Annotated in this window: 18 protein-coding genes; 8 read left to right on the top strand and 10 right to left on the bottom strand. The window is 34.2% G+C overall.

Annotation, left to right across the window (positions count from 1 at the left end):
- Positions 1 to 62: 62 nt before the first annotated feature.
- The 4 genes from AC1Q7L_RS08960 to AC1Q7L_RS08975 all read right to left on the bottom strand — a co-directional run bounded on the left by AC1Q7L_RS08960 (position 63) and on the right by AC1Q7L_RS08975 (position 3,466).
- Positions 63 to 431: a hypothetical protein gene (locus AC1Q7L_RS08960; protein ID WP_492305133.1), complete on the bottom strand. Its 369-nt coding sequence runs from the start codon at positions 429 to 431 to the stop codon at positions 63 to 65.
- 19 nt (positions 432 to 450) lie between these two features.
- Positions 451 to 1,059, bottom strand: coding sequence for a hypothetical protein (locus AC1Q7L_RS08965; RefSeq protein ID WP_492305134.1), 609 nt, complete (start codon positions 1,057 to 1,059; stop codon positions 451 to 453).
- 80 nt (positions 1,060 to 1,139) lie between these two features.
- The gene (locus tag AC1Q7L_RS08970; RefSeq protein ID WP_066753598.1) at positions 1,140 to 1,826 is read right to left on the bottom strand and encodes a response regulator transcription factor; all 687 of its coding nucleotides are present in this window, start codon (positions 1,824 to 1,826) and stop codon (positions 1,140 to 1,142) included.
- Positions 1,827 to 1,918: 92 nt separating this feature from the next.
- Complete coding sequence (locus tag AC1Q7L_RS08975; RefSeq protein ID WP_492305135.1) at positions 1,919 to 3,466, bottom strand: sensor histidine kinase; 1,548 nt, start codon at positions 3,464 to 3,466, stop codon at positions 1,919 to 1,921.
- 200 nt (positions 3,467 to 3,666) lie between these two features.
- On the opposite strand from AC1Q7L_RS08975, the gene AC1Q7L_RS08980 reads away from it, so the two are divergent.
- Positions 3,667 to 4,152, top strand: coding sequence for an SRPBCC family protein (locus AC1Q7L_RS08980; protein WP_492305136.1), 486 nt, complete (start codon positions 3,667 to 3,669; stop codon positions 4,150 to 4,152).
- A gap of 64 nt (positions 4,153 to 4,216) precedes the next feature.
- Here AC1Q7L_RS08980 and AC1Q7L_RS08985 read toward each other — a convergent pair whose 3' ends face one another.
- From AC1Q7L_RS08985 to AC1Q7L_RS09005, 5 genes are all read right to left on the bottom strand, one after another.
- On the bottom strand, positions 4,217 to 4,558 hold the full coding sequence (locus AC1Q7L_RS08985; RefSeq protein WP_072407073.1) for a hypothetical protein: 342 nt from the start codon (positions 4,556 to 4,558) through the stop codon (positions 4,217 to 4,219).
- Positions 4,559 to 4,598: 40 nt separating this feature from the next.
- Positions 4,599 to 4,958, bottom strand: coding sequence for a four helix bundle protein (locus tag AC1Q7L_RS08990; RefSeq protein ID WP_492305137.1), 360 nt, complete (start codon positions 4,956 to 4,958; stop codon positions 4,599 to 4,601).
- Positions 4,959 to 4,968: 10 nt separating this feature from the next.
- Complete coding sequence (locus tag AC1Q7L_RS08995) at positions 4,969 to 7,014, bottom strand: S9 family peptidase (RefSeq protein WP_492305138.1); 2,046 nt, start codon at positions 7,012 to 7,014, stop codon at positions 4,969 to 4,971.
- Between the two features lie 89 nt (positions 7,015 to 7,103).
- The gene (locus tag AC1Q7L_RS09000) at positions 7,104 to 7,844 is read right to left on the bottom strand and encodes a uroporphyrinogen-III synthase (protein ID WP_066759579.1); all 741 of its coding nucleotides are present in this window, start codon (positions 7,842 to 7,844) and stop codon (positions 7,104 to 7,106) included.
- A gap of 12 nt (positions 7,845 to 7,856) precedes the next feature.
- A complete protein-coding gene (locus AC1Q7L_RS09005) occupies positions 7,857 to 8,621 on the bottom strand; it encodes a DUF4271 domain-containing protein (protein WP_492305139.1) in 765 nt (254 codons plus the stop codon).
- Here AC1Q7L_RS09005 and AC1Q7L_RS09010 point away from each other — a divergent pair.
- The 4 genes from AC1Q7L_RS09010 to AC1Q7L_RS09025 all read left to right on the top strand — a co-directional run bounded on the left by AC1Q7L_RS09010 (position 8,602) and on the right by AC1Q7L_RS09025 (position 12,089).
- The gene (locus tag AC1Q7L_RS09010; RefSeq protein WP_066753575.1) at positions 8,602 to 9,318 is read left to right on the top strand and encodes a polyprenol monophosphomannose synthase; all 717 of its coding nucleotides are present in this window, start codon (positions 8,602 to 8,604) and stop codon (positions 9,316 to 9,318) included. The two genes, AC1Q7L_RS09005 and AC1Q7L_RS09010, sit on opposite strands and share 20 nt — an antisense overlap.
- Positions 9,315 to 9,683, top strand: a complete 369-nt coding sequence (locus tag AC1Q7L_RS09015) for a DUF4296 domain-containing protein (RefSeq protein WP_492305140.1) — start codon at positions 9,315 to 9,317, stop codon at positions 9,681 to 9,683. The genes AC1Q7L_RS09010 and AC1Q7L_RS09015 overlap by 4 nt, the downstream gene beginning before the upstream one ends.
- Before the next feature lie 66 nt (positions 9,684 to 9,749).
- The gene (tgt, locus tag AC1Q7L_RS09020) at positions 9,750 to 10,880 is read left to right on the top strand and encodes a tRNA guanosine(34) transglycosylase Tgt (protein ID WP_492305141.1); all 1,131 of its coding nucleotides are present in this window, start codon (positions 9,750 to 9,752) and stop codon (positions 10,878 to 10,880) included.
- A gap of 96 nt (positions 10,881 to 10,976) precedes the next feature.
- Positions 10,977 to 12,089, top strand: coding sequence for an LptF/LptG family permease (locus AC1Q7L_RS09025; protein ID WP_492305142.1), 1,113 nt, complete (start codon positions 10,977 to 10,979; stop codon positions 12,087 to 12,089).
- Here the strand turns inward: AC1Q7L_RS09025 and AC1Q7L_RS09030 are convergent.
- On the bottom strand, positions 12,083 to 12,799 hold the full coding sequence (locus tag AC1Q7L_RS09030) for a biotin--[acetyl-CoA-carboxylase] ligase (RefSeq protein ID WP_492305143.1): 717 nt from the start codon (positions 12,797 to 12,799) through the stop codon (positions 12,083 to 12,085). The genes AC1Q7L_RS09025 and AC1Q7L_RS09030 overlap by 7 nt on opposite strands.
- A gap of 84 nt (positions 12,800 to 12,883) precedes the next feature.
- On the opposite strand from AC1Q7L_RS09030, the gene rsfS reads away from it, so the two are divergent.
- The 3 genes from rsfS (at position 12,884) to AC1Q7L_RS09045 (ending at position 16,000) form a co-directional block, all read left to right on the top strand.
- Complete coding sequence (rsfS, locus tag AC1Q7L_RS09035; protein ID WP_066753570.1) at positions 12,884 to 13,252, top strand: ribosome silencing factor; 369 nt, start codon at positions 12,884 to 12,886, stop codon at positions 13,250 to 13,252.
- A 16-nt stretch (positions 13,253 to 13,268) separates the two neighbouring features.
- Positions 13,269 to 15,284 carry an ATP-dependent zinc metalloprotease FtsH gene (gene ftsH / locus AC1Q7L_RS09040; RefSeq protein ID WP_492305144.1) on the top strand — a complete coding sequence of 672 codons (2,016 nt, stop codon included), beginning with the start codon at positions 13,269 to 13,271 and terminating at the stop codon, positions 15,282 to 15,284.
- 134 nt (positions 15,285 to 15,418) lie between these two features.
- Complete coding sequence (locus tag AC1Q7L_RS09045) at positions 15,419 to 16,000, top strand: LUD domain-containing protein (RefSeq protein ID WP_410691491.1); 582 nt, start codon at positions 15,419 to 15,421, stop codon at positions 15,998 to 16,000.
- Positions 16,001 to 16,015 lie beyond the last annotated feature (15 nt).

Here is a 16,015-nt window from a genome sequence, read left to right on the forward strand (position 1 = left end):
TTAAAATTTAGATTAATTAAAAAATCAGTTCATCATAAAATAATGAACTATTTGATAGATAATTAACCCAGTTTAGGCGGTTGCCAGATATCTTTTAAACCATCTGAAACATAAGGATCAGAATATTGAAATTGTAAATTTTCAGTAAGATTAAAATTTGAAAAGTCTAAAGACAACAAGTTTTTAGAAGATGTAATTTCTAAAAATGGTGCGCAAGACACGCAAAAAGTACAGCAGTCATCATTACAAGATGATTTACTTTCTTTAGAGTGATTTTCTTTGGATGAAGTGTGATGGTTTTTACAGCAATCGTCTGATTTTGACTCTTTTTTGCAGCAAGTTTCCTGTGAAGCCTGAGCATAGAAATTATCCTTAGGAATCAAAAAAATCCCAAGGCAGAAAATGATCGTCAAAATCTGAACTAGCTTCACGAGTGCAAATTTACAAAAATTATGGCAAAGGATCTCCCACTTTTAATGAACAACTATGAAAAGGCTCTCCATGAGGAGGATTCAATTTTGGTTTTTCACCAACTGCAAGAGCCTGTTGAGGTGCCGGAGCCGGAGTTGGTTGAACTACATTGGCTGGAGTTGTTTGCGGCGCAGGTTTGCTGTTTAAAGGCTGTCCAACAGGAATATCACATCTGTGTCCTGGTTCTCCGTGTGGAGGATTCATTCCCGGCGCTGTTTTTACCTGTTTTTTATCCGGAACAACGAATTGTCCTGCAGGTAAAGTATTCGGATCGATCTGAACCGCATTTGGAACGTTATTAACAGGTGTGTTTTGGGCTGTCGGTGCAGGTTTGCTATTCAAAGGTTGTCCAACAGGGATGTCGCATCTGTGTCCCGGCTGTCCGTGGGCAGGATTAATTCCGGATGCTACAGCAGTTGCGTTTTGGCTGGAAATTCCGGCCTGATCTAAAAGGGATGTTTGAGGTGCATTAGCAACTGCATTCGACTGAACGCTGGCTTCCTCTTCAATGTATGTTGCTCTTTCGTCCTTTTTACAAGAAACGGTTACTATGGAAACGGCAATTAAACCTAAAAATATATTCTTCATATCCAAAATGGTATGAAACAAAATTAGCAAAACATTTTTAATTGTTTTGCTAATTTTATATTTATAATCTTAATCTGGAATTAATTCTTAACTAAAAGTCTGAATCCTTCTCCGTGAACGTTGATAATTTCCAACCCTTCGTCATCTTTTAATAATTTACGAAGTTTTGCGATGTAAACGTCCATACTTCTTGCGGTGAAGTAGTTTTCTTTTTTCCAGATCTTTCTTAATGCTAAGTCTCTCGGCATGAAGTCGTTTCTGTGAATACAAAGAAGTTTCAACAATTCATTTTCTTTTGGAGAAAGTTTGTATTCTTTATCACCAACTCTCAATTGTCTCAACATAGAGTCAAAGAAAATATTGCTGATCTTGAATTGCTCCTGCTCCTCATTTTCCAATGTAGAACTTCTTTGAAGAATTGCTTTGATTTTATATAAAAGTAATTCAGTATCAAATGGTTTCGTGATATAATCATCAGCTCCCAATTGATATCCTTTTAATATATCTTCTCTCATGTTTCTTGCTGTCAAGAAAATGATAGGTGTATTTTTATCGATTTTTTTAACATCTTCTGCCAATGAAAACCCGTCTTTTTTAGGCATCATGACATCGAAAATACAGATGTCGAATTCGTTTTCTGTAAATTCTTTTAATCCCTGTTCTCCATCTACAGCCAGCGTAACTTCAAAGTTATTGATCGTTAAATAATCCTTCAACACTGCGCCGAAACTCTGATCGTCCTCTACTAATAATATTCTGTTGCTCATAATTTCAAGTAATTAATAATTAATAAATTAAGAATGAACTAGCTATTCCTTCTTGTTTTTGTAATATTTTGTTTTGTGATTTAATTTTTATTTTAACTCATTGGAAGCTTGATCGTAAACGTACTTCCTAATTCTTTTTGAGAATCTACAATAACCTGTCCTTTATGCAGTTCTACAATTTTCTTAACGTAAGAAAGTCCTAAGCCTTGTCCTTTCACGTTGTGAATATTTCCGGTTTCTTCTCTAAAGAATTTGTCGAAAATTTTCGTTTTATTCTGGGTTTCCATTCCCATTCCTTTGTCGGAAATTTCAATAACATAGAAATTGCCTTCGTTTCTTGTTTTTACATGAATTTCAGGGGTTTCCGGAGAATATTTATTGGCGTTATCCAATAAATTCACCAACATATTTGAAATATGAAATTCATCAATTTTAAAGATATATTTCTCTGCGTTGAACTCTTGCGTTAATGAACCGTTTCTTTGTTTCACAATCAGGTTAAATGACTCAGTCGTTCTTTTGATTAATTCTCTTACGTTGGCTTCTTTTAGGAATAGGTTGACTTCGTTTCTCTCTAATTTAGACATGTTGAGAACGTTTTCCACCTGTTTTTTCATCCTCAGATTCTCCTGTTTTATCAACTCTGAATAATATTTAACCTTATCAGGATTGGTGGCAATTTTATCATTTGCCAACGAGTCTGTTGCTACCGAAATTGTTGCCAGAGGAGTCTTGAATTCATGCGACATATTGTTGATGAAGTCTGTTTTTACTTCCGCCAATTTTTTCTGTCTCATCATATAATTAATGGAAATGATATAAATTCCCAAAATCGTCAATAATGAAAGGAAAGTGCCTAAAAGCATCGGCCAGTTGTTCATCGCCAAAGAATATTCTTTCTTAGGAAAAACTAAAGCCAAAGAATATAAGGTACGTTCTTTATTGTCTGTAAAAAGAGGGTAGCTGTAAGGCGTATTGTCTTTTTTATCTTTATAATCTTTGTTGACTATGCTTGTAAGATTGTTGTTTTTATCCGTAATCCCATACCCGAATTTTGCGGAAATTCCCCTTATTTTTAGCTCTTTTGAAATAATAGAATCAAGTACTTTATCATCAACTCTTTTGGTGATGGGTAAATTATTCCCATAGATTTTTGCAAATTCTTTTATGGTATAATCTCCATTTTCAATTTCATTGTTAAGTTCTGAGGTAAGCTGTTGGGGTTTTGTGGTATCCCTTTTTATTTTATAGGCAGCTTCATCGCTGTAAAGTGTCGTCCATTTTATAGAATCTCCACTTTGAGAAATCGGAAGCTTACTTCTTTCAATAATATTTTTAGAATAAATAATTTGTCTTTGAGTCCCAGAATCCTCAACCTGCTGAATAGTGGTTAAAGAAGGTTGTTTATTGTTGGCAAGAATATTATTTCGGAAGTTTTTATTATTCTCGTTCATATATTTTTCTATCTCAATTTCGGTAACGCTTTTGGCGGTACTTTCTAAGGCAGTATATACTTTGCTCGAAAAATCTTGCTCTAGGACATTATAATATCTTTTCAACCAATAAAATTGGAGCGTAACGAAGACAATCAGTGAGATCGTCATAAACACTGAAATTATTGGGATGAATTTATTATTCATTATTTTATTTTAAAAATTTTGGAATTATGAATGTTAAAATTAATTATTTTAAGACTTCATAAACAAAAAACGAGCCAAAAAATTGTGTAATTTTTCTTAAAACCGCGTTTTTTAACATTTTATTATAAATTTTTAAATACTTGTCATAGGAAAAGCCTTGTCAGAGAATAATATATTAAGTTTGTTAAAAATAATTACTTATGAAATCTAATATCGTTTTTAACAAAGATTTTGATTCTAATACGGTTTATGTAATGAAAATTTTTAATGCAGATGTGTCAAAAGTATGGGATTATTTTACAAAATCAGAATTATTGAATCAATGGTGGGCTCCAAAACCATGGAAATGTGAAACAAAAGAACAGGATTTTAAGGAAGGTGGAATTTGGCTGTACTCAATGGTTGGTCCGGAAGGAGAGAGACATTATGCACAGGTAAAATATGGCGAAATCATGGAGCATCGTAGTTTTGACGGAACAGATGCTTTCTGCGATGAAAATGGCAATATTAATCAAGATTTTGGGCAATCAAAGTGGCTGTTTGGATTTACAGGCGTAGAAGAAGGTACAAAAGTGACGGTCAATATTCATTTTGCGTCTCCGGAAGGTATAAAACAGCAGTTGGAGATGGGGTTTGAAGAAGGTTTCAAAATGGGATTGAATCAGCTTGAGGAAATTTTAAAATAATTTAAACCAAATCTTAATGGTTTAAAAATTAAAAAAGCTTGGAAATTTTTTCCAAGCTTTATTTTTATATCAATTCTTCATCCTGAAAATATTGAATAACCGCTTTTTTCATAAGCAATGATTGCTCATTGGGTTTTAATTCCGGCAGTCCTTCCAGTTTTTCAAAATGAGGCCATCCATCTTCGTAATGCGTGAATTTATAATAACCAAAAGGTTCTAATAATCTGCAAACGGCAATATGAAGAATGTTTAATTTGTCGTCTTTCGTATATTTTTGTTGACCACTTCCAAGTTCCTGAAGACCAATCAGAAATAATATCGTCTCGATTGGCGGATTTTTTTCAGTCTCAAAGTTATCCTCGAAAAATTGTTCTACTTTTTTCCAGTATTCAGCTTCGTTGATCATAATTTATAAATGATAAGTGATATTTGATAAATGATAAAAGCTAGGCTTTTAACATCTTTCGGTATGAAGAAGTCACTTTTAGGATTTCTTCAGTTTTAATTTTTAAATCTAATAAAATTTCGTTTTGAACATAATTAAGTTCTTCTAGCATTTCAAGCCAAAATAATGTTTCGTCTGTTTCTTCTATAACGATGGATATTTTAGAAAATCTCTCTGCCTTTGATCTAGCTCTGCACATCGCTCTATAATTGGCTGCCATTGATGTAGACGAACGATATATTTGTTTTCTAATTACGGCAAAAGCTTCTTGATAAGGAAGTTTAGATAATTCCTGAATAATTGTAACTGCTAATTGCTTTGTTTTTGAAGCGAAAAGTTTGTTATAATCGACACTATCCATCATTTATCATTTATGAATTATCATTTATTTTGAGCAGAAACGCGTATTCCAATGCGTCTTCTTTTAATGATTCAAATCTTCCGCTTGCTCCTCCGTGGCCTGAACTCATGTCGGTTTTAAATAGCAAAAGATTATTATCAGTTTTTAATTCTCTTAATTTCGCAGTCCATTTTGCAGGTTCCCAATATTGAACCTGAGAATCATGCAGACCTGTTGTAATCAACATGTGAGGATATTCTTTCGCTTCTACATTATCGTAAGGCGAATAATCTTTCATGTATTGATAATATTCCTTGTCGTTTGGATTTCCCCATTCGTCATATTCTCCGGTTGTTAATGGAATCGTTTCATCCAACATCGTTGTCACAACATCTACAAAAGGAACTTGAGAAACAATTCCGTTAAATAGTTTCGGCTCGTAATTGATAACTGCTCCAACCAATAATCCTCCTGCACTTCCGCCCATTGCATATAAATGCTTTGAAGAAGTGTAGTTTTCTTTAATTAAATATTTCCCTGCATCAATAAAATCGAAGAATGTATTTTTCTTAAACAGCATTTTTCCGTCTTCGTACCATTCTCTTCCTAAATATTCACCACCTCGGATATGAGCGATTGCGTAAATGAAACCTCTGTCTAAAATTGATAATCTTACATTCGAGAAACTTGCATCAACTGTGTGTCCGTAACTTCCATAACCATATAAAAGTACGGGAGTATCAGCGGATTTTTTAGTGTCTTTATGGTAAACTAAAGAAATTGGAACCTTCGTTTCTCCGTCTCTTGAGTCTGCCCAAATTCTTTCAGAAATATAATTTTCAGCAATGAATTTCCCTCCCAAAACTTCCTGTTGTTTCAACAGTTTCGTTGTTTTGTCTTTAAGGTTGTATTCGTAGGTTGCATTGGGTTGTATAAGCGAGGTGTAACCGTAACGTAAAACTTCGGTGTCAAATTCCAAATTGGTTCCGATGTAAGCGGTGTAAGTCGGATCCGAGAAAGGAAGATAATAAGATTCGTTTGTTTTCTCTTCAATGATTTTGATTTGTAGAAGACCTTTTTCTCTTTCTTCGAGAATAAGATAATCTTTAAATATTTCAAAACCTTCCAATAAAACTTCTGCGCGGTGCGGAATTACATCTACCCAGTTTTCCATTCCACAATTGTCGATTTTAGCTTTTACAATTTTAAAATTGAAGGCATCATCGGCATTGGTGATAATGTAAAACTCATCTTCGTAATGTTCGACAGAATATTCTAGGTCATCGATTCTTGACTGAATCATCTTCCATTCTGCAAAAACATCATCAGCAGGAATAAAACGATGTTCGTCCGAAATAGTGCTTGAACTAGCAAGGAAAATATATTCTAATGATTTTGTCTTGAAAACATTCACATCAAAAGTATCATCCTCTTCATGGAAAATTAAAACATCTTCCGAAGGTTCTGTTCCTAATTTATGTCGGTAAACCTGAAATGCGCGTAAGCTGTCATCTTTTCTGATGTAAAAAACATGTTCGTTATCATTCGCCCAAACAGCTTTACCTGTTGTGTTTTCTATTTTATCAGTAAGAATTTCTTCTGTTTCTAGATTTTTAAAATTAATGTCATAAATTCTTCTTCCAACATTATCGGACGAAAAAGACATTAATTTATTATTAGGACTTACGGCAACGCTTCCGACTTCGAAAAATGTTTCGCCTTCTGCAAGTACATTTACATCAAGAATAATTTCTTCTGTATTGTCTAAACTTTTATGTTTTCTGCAAAAAATAGGATATTCTTTTCCTTCTTCATAACGTACAATGTACCAATATTCGTTAAAGAAATAGGGTAGAGACTCATCGTCTTTTTTGTAACGGGCCTTCATTTCTTCGTAAAGCTCTTCCTGAAGCTCTTCGGTGTCCTTCATCATAAATTCTTCGTAAGCGTTTTCTTCTTCAAGATATTTTATGACTTCGGGATTTTCTCTTTCATTGAGCCAGAAATAATTGTCCGTTCTTTTATCTCCGTGTATTTCTAGTATTTTTTCTATTTTTTTTGCCTGTGGAGCTTCCATTCAATATTAATTCTTGTTCAAATTTAGTTAAAAAAAAGCCATCTTTCCTTTAATTGAAAAGACGGCTGATTTATATTTTATAGTAAAAGCTATTTATGAAGCGCTTTAATGTATTTTTCAAGAGCCATTGTCATAGACGGCGTCTCTTTTGTAGGAGCCATTAAATCTACTCTTAATCCTGCTTCTTCGGCTGCTGCTAATGTTGTGTTACCGAAAACACCAATATTAGTTTCGTCCTGTTTGAATTCAGGGAAATTTTGTTGTAAAGATTTAATTCCTTGTGGACTAAAGAATATCAACATATCATAATCTTTAATCGTAATATCTGTTAAATCACTGCAAACTGTTCTGTACATGATCGCTCTTGTCCAATCTACGTTTGAGGTATCTAAAGTTTTAATGATATCCGGGCTTAAAACATCTGAAGAAGGTAACAGATACTTCTCAGTAGGGAATTTTTTGAAAAGAGGAGCCAAGTCTGAGAAGTTTTTCTCCCCAAAACTGATCTTTCTTTTTCTGTACACAATATGCTTTTGAAGATAGTTGGCAACTGCTTCGGACTGGCAAATGTATCTCATCGTATCCGGTACGCTGAAACGCAATTCTTCTGCAAGTCTGAAATAGTGGTCAATCGCGTTTTTGCTGGTAAAAATAATTCCAGTGTACTGCGTTAGATCTATTTTCTGTGTTCTAAGTTCTTTGTTGTCAACTCCTTCGACGTGGATAAAAGGGCGGAAGTCAATCTTTATTTTTTCCTTCTTCGCTATTTCCAAATATGGAGAAGACTCACTAGGCGCTGGTTGAGAAACCAATATAGACTTTATTCTCATCATTGACATTTATTAAAAAAATAATAGTTTCCAAAGCAACAATAAAGGTGCGATTTGGAGGGTGCAAATATACAAAAATTTATAATACCATTTTTCAGGTAAAACATTGTTCTTGTGAAATAAATAGAAAAAAACTTTGAAAATGAATACAAAAGAAAAGAAGAACAAATAGTATAAAAACATTTTATTTCTGTCAATAGGGAAATAGTAGTGGGTTACACATAAAATTATTAATAAAAATGACAAAACGAAATAAAATTTGGTGGAGGTAAAATAAAAAACCAGCCATTTTTTACCATCACCTATACTTTGATAAAAAACAAACCCTAAAGTCGTTTTTATGAAATAAAATAGAATAACTATTGTTAAACTATACCCAAATTTATTCAATTGATACCCCAAAACACTCAGATCGGCTATGTATTTAGGCACAATCGGAATATATTGAGAGATTAAAACTGCCAAAGTAAGAGCCATCACACAGGAAGTAATGATCCAACTCGGAAGGTTATTGCTTGCGTCAAAATATTTTTGAAGCAAAAAGTCTTTCAGGTTGGCGCCTCTTTCTATGATATTCATCATAAATAGGTATAAAAATATGCAGCCCAACAATATAAAGATTACCCAATCGTTGTTCTCAGGTATTCTTACATTATTAATAAAATTTTGTGATAACGGCAAAGGAATGTTTTTTGCAAAATTATAGATTATTTTGTATAAAATAAAAAGGTTAAATAAACTATCTTTGCAAATTGAAATGAAAAAACTCGTCATCATCCCAACTTATAATGAAAAGGAAAATATAGAAAGTATAATTTCCGCGGTTTTTGCGTTGGAAGATGACTTTCATATTTTGGTGGTGGACGACTCGTCTCCGGACGGAACTTCCAACATTGTAAAAGATCTTCAAAAGAAGTTTCCCCATACTTTACATTTGTCGATAAGACATGTGAAAGACGGTTTGGGAAAGGCTTATATTCATGGGTTTAAATGGGCAATTCAAAACAATTATGATTATATTTTTGAAATGGATGCCGATTTTTCTCACAATCCAAGTGATCTCCCTAAATTGTTTGAAGCTTGTTTAAATGCAGATATGGCGATCGGTTCACGCTACTCAAAAGGAGTAAATGTGGTAAACTGGCCAATGGGAAGAGTTTTACTTTCTTATTTCGCTTCAAAATATGTGAGATTTGTTTTAGGACTTCCGATTCATGATACAACAGCAGGTTTTGTCTGTTTTTCAAGAAAAGTTTTAGAAGAGATTGGTTTGGATAACGTAAGATTAAAAGGGTACGGATTTCAGATCGAAATGAAATTCAGAGCTTTTAAAAAAGGCTATAAAATTGTAGAAGTACCTATTATTTTTACAAACAGAATATTGGGAGAAAGCAAAATGAATGGAGGAATCATTCATGAAGCGGTTTTTGGTGTTTTAAATTTAAAGTGGAAATCATTAATCAACAGATTATGAAAAAGCTGATCTTCATTTTCGTTTTATCATGCATATTTTCGTGCAGTGATTATGTAGATAAACCAAAGAACTTGGTGGATAAAGATACGATGGCCGAGATTCTTGCTGATCTGTCGATCAACGATCAGGCAACTTTCATGTATCAAAATAAAAATCTGGAAGCAGGAACAAGGTATGTCCTTAAAGCTCACAAAATAAAATCTACCGATTTTGTTGAAAGTTTTAAATATTACGTTGTAAAAGATCAAATGAAAGGTATCGCAGACGAAGCTCAGAAAAAACTGTTGGAAAAAGATCCAAAAGCGGATCAATATATAAAAGACAAATTAAAAAAGGATGGTAATGTACCGTCTTTTGCAAGATAACAATGCAGAAACGTGATCCATTAGGCAAAATAAAACGGCTAATGGCAATGATTTAAAAGTATACGAATGAAATTTTTTAATATAGAAAAAACCTCTGAAGGTAAGGCAAGAGCAGGAGAACTTATGACCGATCACGGTAAGGTGCAAACGCCTATTTTTATGCCTGTGGGAACTGTTGCAAGTGTAAAGACAGTCCACCAAAGAGAATTAAAAGAAGACATTAAAGCTCAAATTATTCTGGGCAATACCTATCATTTGTACCTTCGTCCCGGCATGGAAACGATGCAGAATGCGGGAGGTTTACATAAATTCATGAACTGGGATCTTCCAATTCTTACGGATTCAGGAGGTTTTCAGGTTTTTTCACTTTCAGGAAGCAGAAAAATGTCTGAGGAAGGAGTGAAATTTAAGTCTCACATAGATGGAAGCTATCATTTATTTACTCCGGAAAAGTCTATGGAAATCCAAAGACAGATCGGGGCAGATATTTTTATGGCTTTTGACGAATGTGTTGCTTATCCAAGTGGGTACAATCAGGTAAAAGCTTCCATGGAAATGACGCATCGTTGGTTAAAAAGATGTATCGATTGGAATGAAAAAAATCCAGAATTATATGGGCATAAACAAAGATTTTTCCCGATCGTTCAGGGTTCTACCTATTCAGATTTAAGAAAAATTTCAGCGGAAGTAATTTCGGAAGCTGGTGCAGAAGGAAATGCAATTGGCGGACTTTCCGTTGGTGAGCCTGAAGATGAATTGTACAGAATTACCGATGAGGTTACCGATATTTTACCAAAAGACAAACCAAGATATTTAATGGGAGTTGGTACTCCGTGGAATATTCTGGAATCCATTGGTTTAGGAATTGATATGATGGATTGTGTAATGCCTACAAGAAACGCCAGAAACGCAATGTTGTTCACTTGGCAAGGTGTTATGAACATGAAAAATGAAAAATGGAAGAACGATTTTTCGCCTTTGGATGAATTTGGGACGAGTTTTGTAGATAAAGAATATTCAAAAGCGTATGTGCGCCATTTGTTTGTTTCTAAAGAATATTTAGGAAAACAAATTGCATCAATTCATAACTTGGCATTTTATTTAGATTTGGTAAAAGTGGCGAGAGAACATATTGTTGCAGGAGATTTCTATCAATGGAAAAACTCTGTGGTTCCGATTCTTAGACAAAGACTGTAAGAAAAGGAGTCCCAAAGGGACGACTTACCAAAGAATAGGATGTAATCCTATTAAATTTAAATTAAATTGTAAAAACGCATTAAAAAAAAGAAAATAATGCTTAAAATTATAGACCGATATATCATTAAAAAATACCTTGGGACTTTCAGTTTCATGTTGATATTGCTGTCTGTAGTAGTTTTGGTAATCGATGTTCAGCAAAAGATTCCGAGAATTGAAAATGCTAAACTTTTAGATCCAAAATTAGATTTAACTTATTTTCTTATTCATTTTTATCCTTTCTGGATTATCAACTTGGTCATGACTTTCCTGTCCATTTTGGTGTTTATTTCTGTGATTTATTTCACATCCAGAATGGCAAATAATACGGAGATTGTTGCCATTATCAGTAGTGGAGCAAGTTTTCACAGATTTGCAAAACCGTACTTAATTACTTCTCTGTTTATTGCTTGTTTGTCACTGGTAATCAATCACTTTGTGCTTCCTTGGGCAAATATTCAGAAAAATCAGCTTGAGGCGTACACTTATAATGCGAGGAATAAAGAGAAAGTTTTGGGTACAGCCCCTGTTTCTGCGCAATTAAGCAGAACGGAATATATTTTTGTTAATTCTTGGAACAAAGGAGAAAAAAGAGGTTCTGGTTTTGTCTTCCAAAAATTCGATAAGAATAGAAAGATGACTTACGAACTTAAAGCTTCTGATGTACTTTGGGACAAGGCTAAAAAACAATTTGTTTTAAGTAATTATTTCGAAAAAACAATCAATAAAGACGATACCGAAAAACTAGGAAATGGCCCTGAATTAAGAAAAAACTTCGGGCACAATCCTGACGAACTTTTCCCGAATGAATTGTTGGGTCAAAATAAAACAACGCCCGAACTTCTGAAGTTTATTCAAAGAGAAAAAGAAAAAGGCAATAGTAACCTGAATAGCCATCTTAATGAGCTTCATCAGAGGACTTCCATGCCTATTTCTATTGTTATTCTGACGTTTTTGGCGCTGTCTCTATCTTCTCAAAAGAAAAGGGGAGGATTGGGAATTAACTTGGCGATAGGGATTTCCTTGGCCTTCTTATTTGTATTTTCATTCGAAGCTTTAAAAGTAGTTTCGGAAAATAAAAGTATGTCACCAGCTTTGGCAATGTGGTTCCCGAATATCATCTTTTTCCCGATTGCATTGTATTTATATCTGAAAAGAGCGAATCAGTAAAGCAATTTTATTTCTTTGTGATAAAAAGATTTTAGTCCGTCATTTTCAAGATCGATCCATAATTCACCTTTTTCATCGGCGTATTTTATGATGCCATTTTGTCGCTCTTCATTAATCTCAAAAACGGAAATCTCATCTTTTCGGAATAGATTTTCATTAAATTGATCCATTATTTTCTGTTCAGACGGAATGTTTTTTAGTTTTTCAATTAAAAAGTTATGGTATTTTAGAGTTAATTCTTTTAAGTCAAATCGTATCCCGGTCTGGGTTAGAAGTGATCCAGCCTTAGAAATATCATCAAATTCTTCCTGTAAAATATTAATACCCGAACCGATAATATAATAATTGCTTTGATTAATTTTTTTCTTCTCAATTAAGATTCCGACGATTTTTTTATTTTTAAGAATGATGTCGTTCGGCCATTTTATTTTCACTATATTTTCAGTCAAATTGGCAAGGAAATCCCTTATGATGATTGCGGTATAATAATTGAACAAGAAATCAGTAAGCGTGAAATTGTCAGCTTTAACGGCTAAAGTGTAAGCTAAATTTTTTTCAGCTGTTGAAATCCATGTATTTCCATACTGTCCGCGACCTTTTGTCTGGTTGAAAGTATGAAGACCAATAAAATCCGAAGTATCGTAAAGTAAAACCTGAGATATTTCGTCATTAGTAGAAGAAGACTCTTTTTGATAGAATAGTTGACCCATTAAGAAAACTTTAAGACTTTAAAAGGCTAAAAGTAAGGCTAAAGTAAAAGAAAAACAATAAATTTGCAGATTATAGATATTTTAATGAATAAAACAGCAGAAAAGCAGGCACTAATAGATAAAATTGTTGAAGCCATCCAAGACGTAAAGGGTGAAGATATCATGATCTTCGATCTTTCTAAGATTGAGAACTCTGTAGCGGAAACTTTTATAATTTGTAGCGGAAACTCAAACACTCAGGTATCTGCATTAGCAGGAAGTGTTGAGAAAAAGGTGAGAAACGATCTTCAGGATAGACCTTGGCATGTAGAAGGTACCGAAAACTCTATGTGGGTTTTGGTAGATTATGTTACCGTAGTGGTGCACATTTTCCAGAAAGAAACTCGTGAATATTATGACATCGAGGAACTTTGGGGAGATGCAGCAATCACAAAAATTGAATATGAATATTAAATTTTAAAAAGTATAAATGAACAATAAAGGATTTAACTGGTTTTTTCCGATTGCGATCATAGCTCTTTTGTTATTCTTCGGTTCCAATTTTTTAGGAGGCGATAGTGCAAAATCTATTGATGAAGATGGTTTCTTCAGAGAATTGCAGACGGGGAAAGTTCAGAACATTATTATATACAAAGACACCGAAAAGGCTGATATTTTCTTAACTAAAGCTGCCAAAACAGCAATGGTAAGTAAAGAAGCCAAAGACAACAATCCGTTATCAGGTTTTGATATGGCTCCAAAAGCAGATTATTCTGTGAAATACGGAGACCTTCAGCTTTTCCTTCAAAAATTTGATCAGGTAAAAGCAACAAATCCGGCGATTAAAACGACTAAAGATTACGGTGCGGGTAAAAACCCGTTCATGGATATCTTGTTTTCAGCTTTGATCTGGATCGCGATTTTAGGATTATTCTATTTCCTTCTTTTCAGAAAGATGGGAGGTGGCGGAGGTCCTGGCGGACAAATTTTCTCTATCGGTAAGTCTAAAGCTAAACTTTTCGACGAAAAAGAAAGAATTCAGGTAACATTTAAAGATGTTGCAGGTTTGGAAGGTGCAAAAGAAGAAGTACAGGAAGTTGTAGATTTCTTGAAAAATTCTGAAAAATATACAAAACTAGGAGGTAAAATTCCGAAAGGAGTTCTATTAGTAGGTCCTCCGGGAACAGGTAAAACATTATTGGCTAAAGCTGTTGCAGGTGAAGCTAAGGTTCCGTTCTTCTCACTTTCAGGTTCAGATTTTGTTGAAATGTTTGTGGGTGTAGGTGCTTCAAGAGTGAGAGATCTTTTTGCTCAGGCAAAAGCAAAATCTCCAGCAATTATCTTTATTGATGAGATTGATGCTATCGGACGTGCAAGAGGTAAAAACAATTTCTCAGGCGGAAACGACGAAAGAGAAAATACATTGAACCAACTTCTTACAGAAATGGACGGATTTGGAACAGACGTGAACGTAATCGTTATGGCTGCAACCAACAGAGCTGATATCTTAGATAAAGCCTTAATGAGAGCAGGACGTTTTGACCGTTCTATTTATGTAGATCTTCCTGAATTACACGAAAGAAAAGAGATTTTTGATGTTCACTTGCTTAAAATTAAGCTTGATGATACGGTTGACAGAGAGTTTTTAGCAAAACAAACTCCTGGATTCAGTGGGGCGGATATTGCTAACGTTTGTAACGAAGCGGCATTGATTGCAGCTAGAAATAGTCATACTTCAGTTACTAAACAGGATTTCCTTGATGCTGTAGACAGAATCATCGGAGGTCTTGAGAAGAAAAATATGGCGATCAAACCTTCAGAAAAGAAGAGAGTTGCTTATCATGAAGCTGGTCACGCTACAATCTCTTGGTTGGTAGAACATGCAGCTCCATTGTTAAAAGTAACGATTGTACCAAGAGGACGTTCTTTAGGAGCAGCTTGGTATCTTCCGGAAGAAAGACAATTGACAACGACTGAACAGATGTTGGACGAGTTATGTGCAACGTTAGGAGGTAGAGCAGCAGAGCAGGTTATTTTCAACAATATTTCAACAGGTGCATTGTCTGATTTGGAAAGTGTAACGAAAAGAGCTCAGGCAATGGTTACTGTATACGGATTGAGTCCAAATATTGGTAATATTTCTTACTACGATAGTTCAGGGCAGTCTGAATACAACTTCGGTAAACCATATTCTGAGGAAACAGCTAATAAAATTGATGTTGAGATAAAATCAATTATTGAAAATCAATATCAGAGAGCAGTTCAGATTCTTACTGAAAATAAAGATAAGCTTGATGCTTTGGCGAATAAACTTTTAGAAAAAGAAGTAATATTCCGGGAAGACCTTGAGGACATCTTCGGAAAAAGAGCATGGGATCCTGAGTTAACAGAAAGACCTGTTACAAGCACGATCGCAGTAGCGAAAGAACCGAATGAGGAAATCATTATCAAAGACAAAGAAGAGGGAAGTGAAATTCAGGCTCCAGAAAGCCCGACTCAACTTTAAAATACCTCAAAAACATATTACAAAAACCTGACAACACAAAATTGTCAGGTTTTTTCATATTTAAGGGTACATTTTTAGAATCTATTGTAATTAATTTTCTATTTTTGTATAAAGTTGACTAAAAATAAATTAAGTTGAGTTTATTCAAGAGAATTGTAAGCAAACTTACCAACCAACCTGAGGAAGAAGACAAACAGAGTTTGGAGAAACTAGGGGACTCGCTTAAAAATGCGGATCTCGACTATAAGTTTGCGCAATTGTTTACGCATTCCGGAGGATTTTTCAATTATTGTGCAGATGAAGCGGAAGCTCTACAGACTTTAAATCAAATCATAAAAATAGAAGGCATCAACAATATGTTTTGTTGGGACAAGGAACTTCAGAGTTTTCTAAATGTTGTAAAAGCTCCTTATACTTCAGATTTTGAACATTCCAATGATGCGGCTTTCATCACTTGTGAGTATCTTATTGCTTACGACGGCAGAATCATGCTATCTCACAATAATATCCTGCATTACCATTCTTCAAGACTGCCAAATAAAATTATTATTATGGCGAATGTATCTCAGATCGTAAATAATCTTAATGATGCGATGGGGAAAATCAAAAGGAACGGAAATATTAAAAACCTTACTTCCATCAGCGGAAATCAGTCAAAATTAGATACTTCTTCTAATGCCAATACAAAACTGTTTTTATTGCTGCTTGAAGATTAGCATCAACTTCTAAAA

The organism is Chryseobacterium sp. GW823-FHT05E08 (assembly GCF_058795655.1).

What these genes read in the sequence shown, in the direction of transcription:
- AC1Q7L_RS09010 (WP_066753575.1), top strand. Translation starts at nt 8,602, where the DNA reads ATGAAAAAACTCGTCATCATCCCAACTTATAATGAAAAGGAAAATATA.
- AC1Q7L_RS08990 (WP_492305137.1), bottom strand. Translation starts at nt 4,958, where the DNA reads ATGGATAGTGTCGATTATAACAAACTTTTCGCTTCAAAAACAAAGCAA.
- AC1Q7L_RS08980 (WP_492305136.1), top strand. Translation starts at nt 3,667, where the DNA reads ATGAAATCTAATATCGTTTTTAACAAAGATTTTGATTCTAATACGGTT.
- AC1Q7L_RS09005 (WP_492305139.1), bottom strand. Translation starts at nt 8,621, where the DNA reads ATGATGACGAGTTTTTTCATTTCAATTTGCAAAGATAGTTTATTTAAC.
- AC1Q7L_RS09025 (WP_492305142.1), top strand. Translation starts at nt 10,977, where the DNA reads ATGCTTAAAATTATAGACCGATATATCATTAAAAAATACCTTGGGACT.
- ftsH (WP_492305144.1), top strand. Translation starts at nt 13,269, where the DNA reads ATGAACAATAAAGGATTTAACTGGTTTTTTCCGATTGCGATCATAGCT.
- tgt (WP_492305141.1), top strand. Translation starts at nt 9,750, where the DNA reads ATGAAATTTTTTAATATAGAAAAAACCTCTGAAGGTAAGGCAAGAGCA.
- rsfS (WP_066753570.1), top strand. Translation starts at nt 12,884, where the DNA reads ATGAATAAAACAGCAGAAAAGCAGGCACTAATAGATAAAATTGTTGAA.
- AC1Q7L_RS08970 (WP_066753598.1), bottom strand. Translation starts at nt 1,826, where the DNA reads ATGAGCAACAGAATATTATTAGTAGAGGACGATCAGAGTTTCGGCGCA.
- AC1Q7L_RS08995 (WP_492305138.1), bottom strand. Translation starts at nt 7,014, where the DNA reads ATGGAAGCTCCACAGGCAAAAAAAATAGAAAAAATACTAGAAATACAC.
- AC1Q7L_RS08985 (WP_072407073.1), bottom strand. Translation starts at nt 4,558, where the DNA reads ATGATCAACGAAGCTGAATACTGGAAAAAAGTAGAACAATTTTTCGAG.
- AC1Q7L_RS08975 (WP_492305135.1), bottom strand. Translation starts at nt 3,466, where the DNA reads ATGAATAATAAATTCATCCCAATAATTTCAGTGTTTATGACGATCTCA.
- AC1Q7L_RS09015 (WP_492305140.1), top strand. Translation starts at nt 9,315, where the DNA reads ATGAAAAAGCTGATCTTCATTTTCGTTTTATCATGCATATTTTCGTGC.
- AC1Q7L_RS09030 (WP_492305143.1), bottom strand. Translation starts at nt 12,799, where the DNA reads ATGGGTCAACTATTCTATCAAAAAGAGTCTTCTTCTACTAATGACGAA.
- AC1Q7L_RS08965 (WP_492305134.1), bottom strand. Translation starts at nt 1,059, where the DNA reads ATGAAGAATATATTTTTAGGTTTAATTGCCGTTTCCATAGTAACCGTT.
- AC1Q7L_RS09000 (WP_066759579.1), bottom strand. Translation starts at nt 7,844, where the DNA reads ATGAGAATAAAGTCTATATTGGTTTCTCAACCAGCGCCTAGTGAGTCT.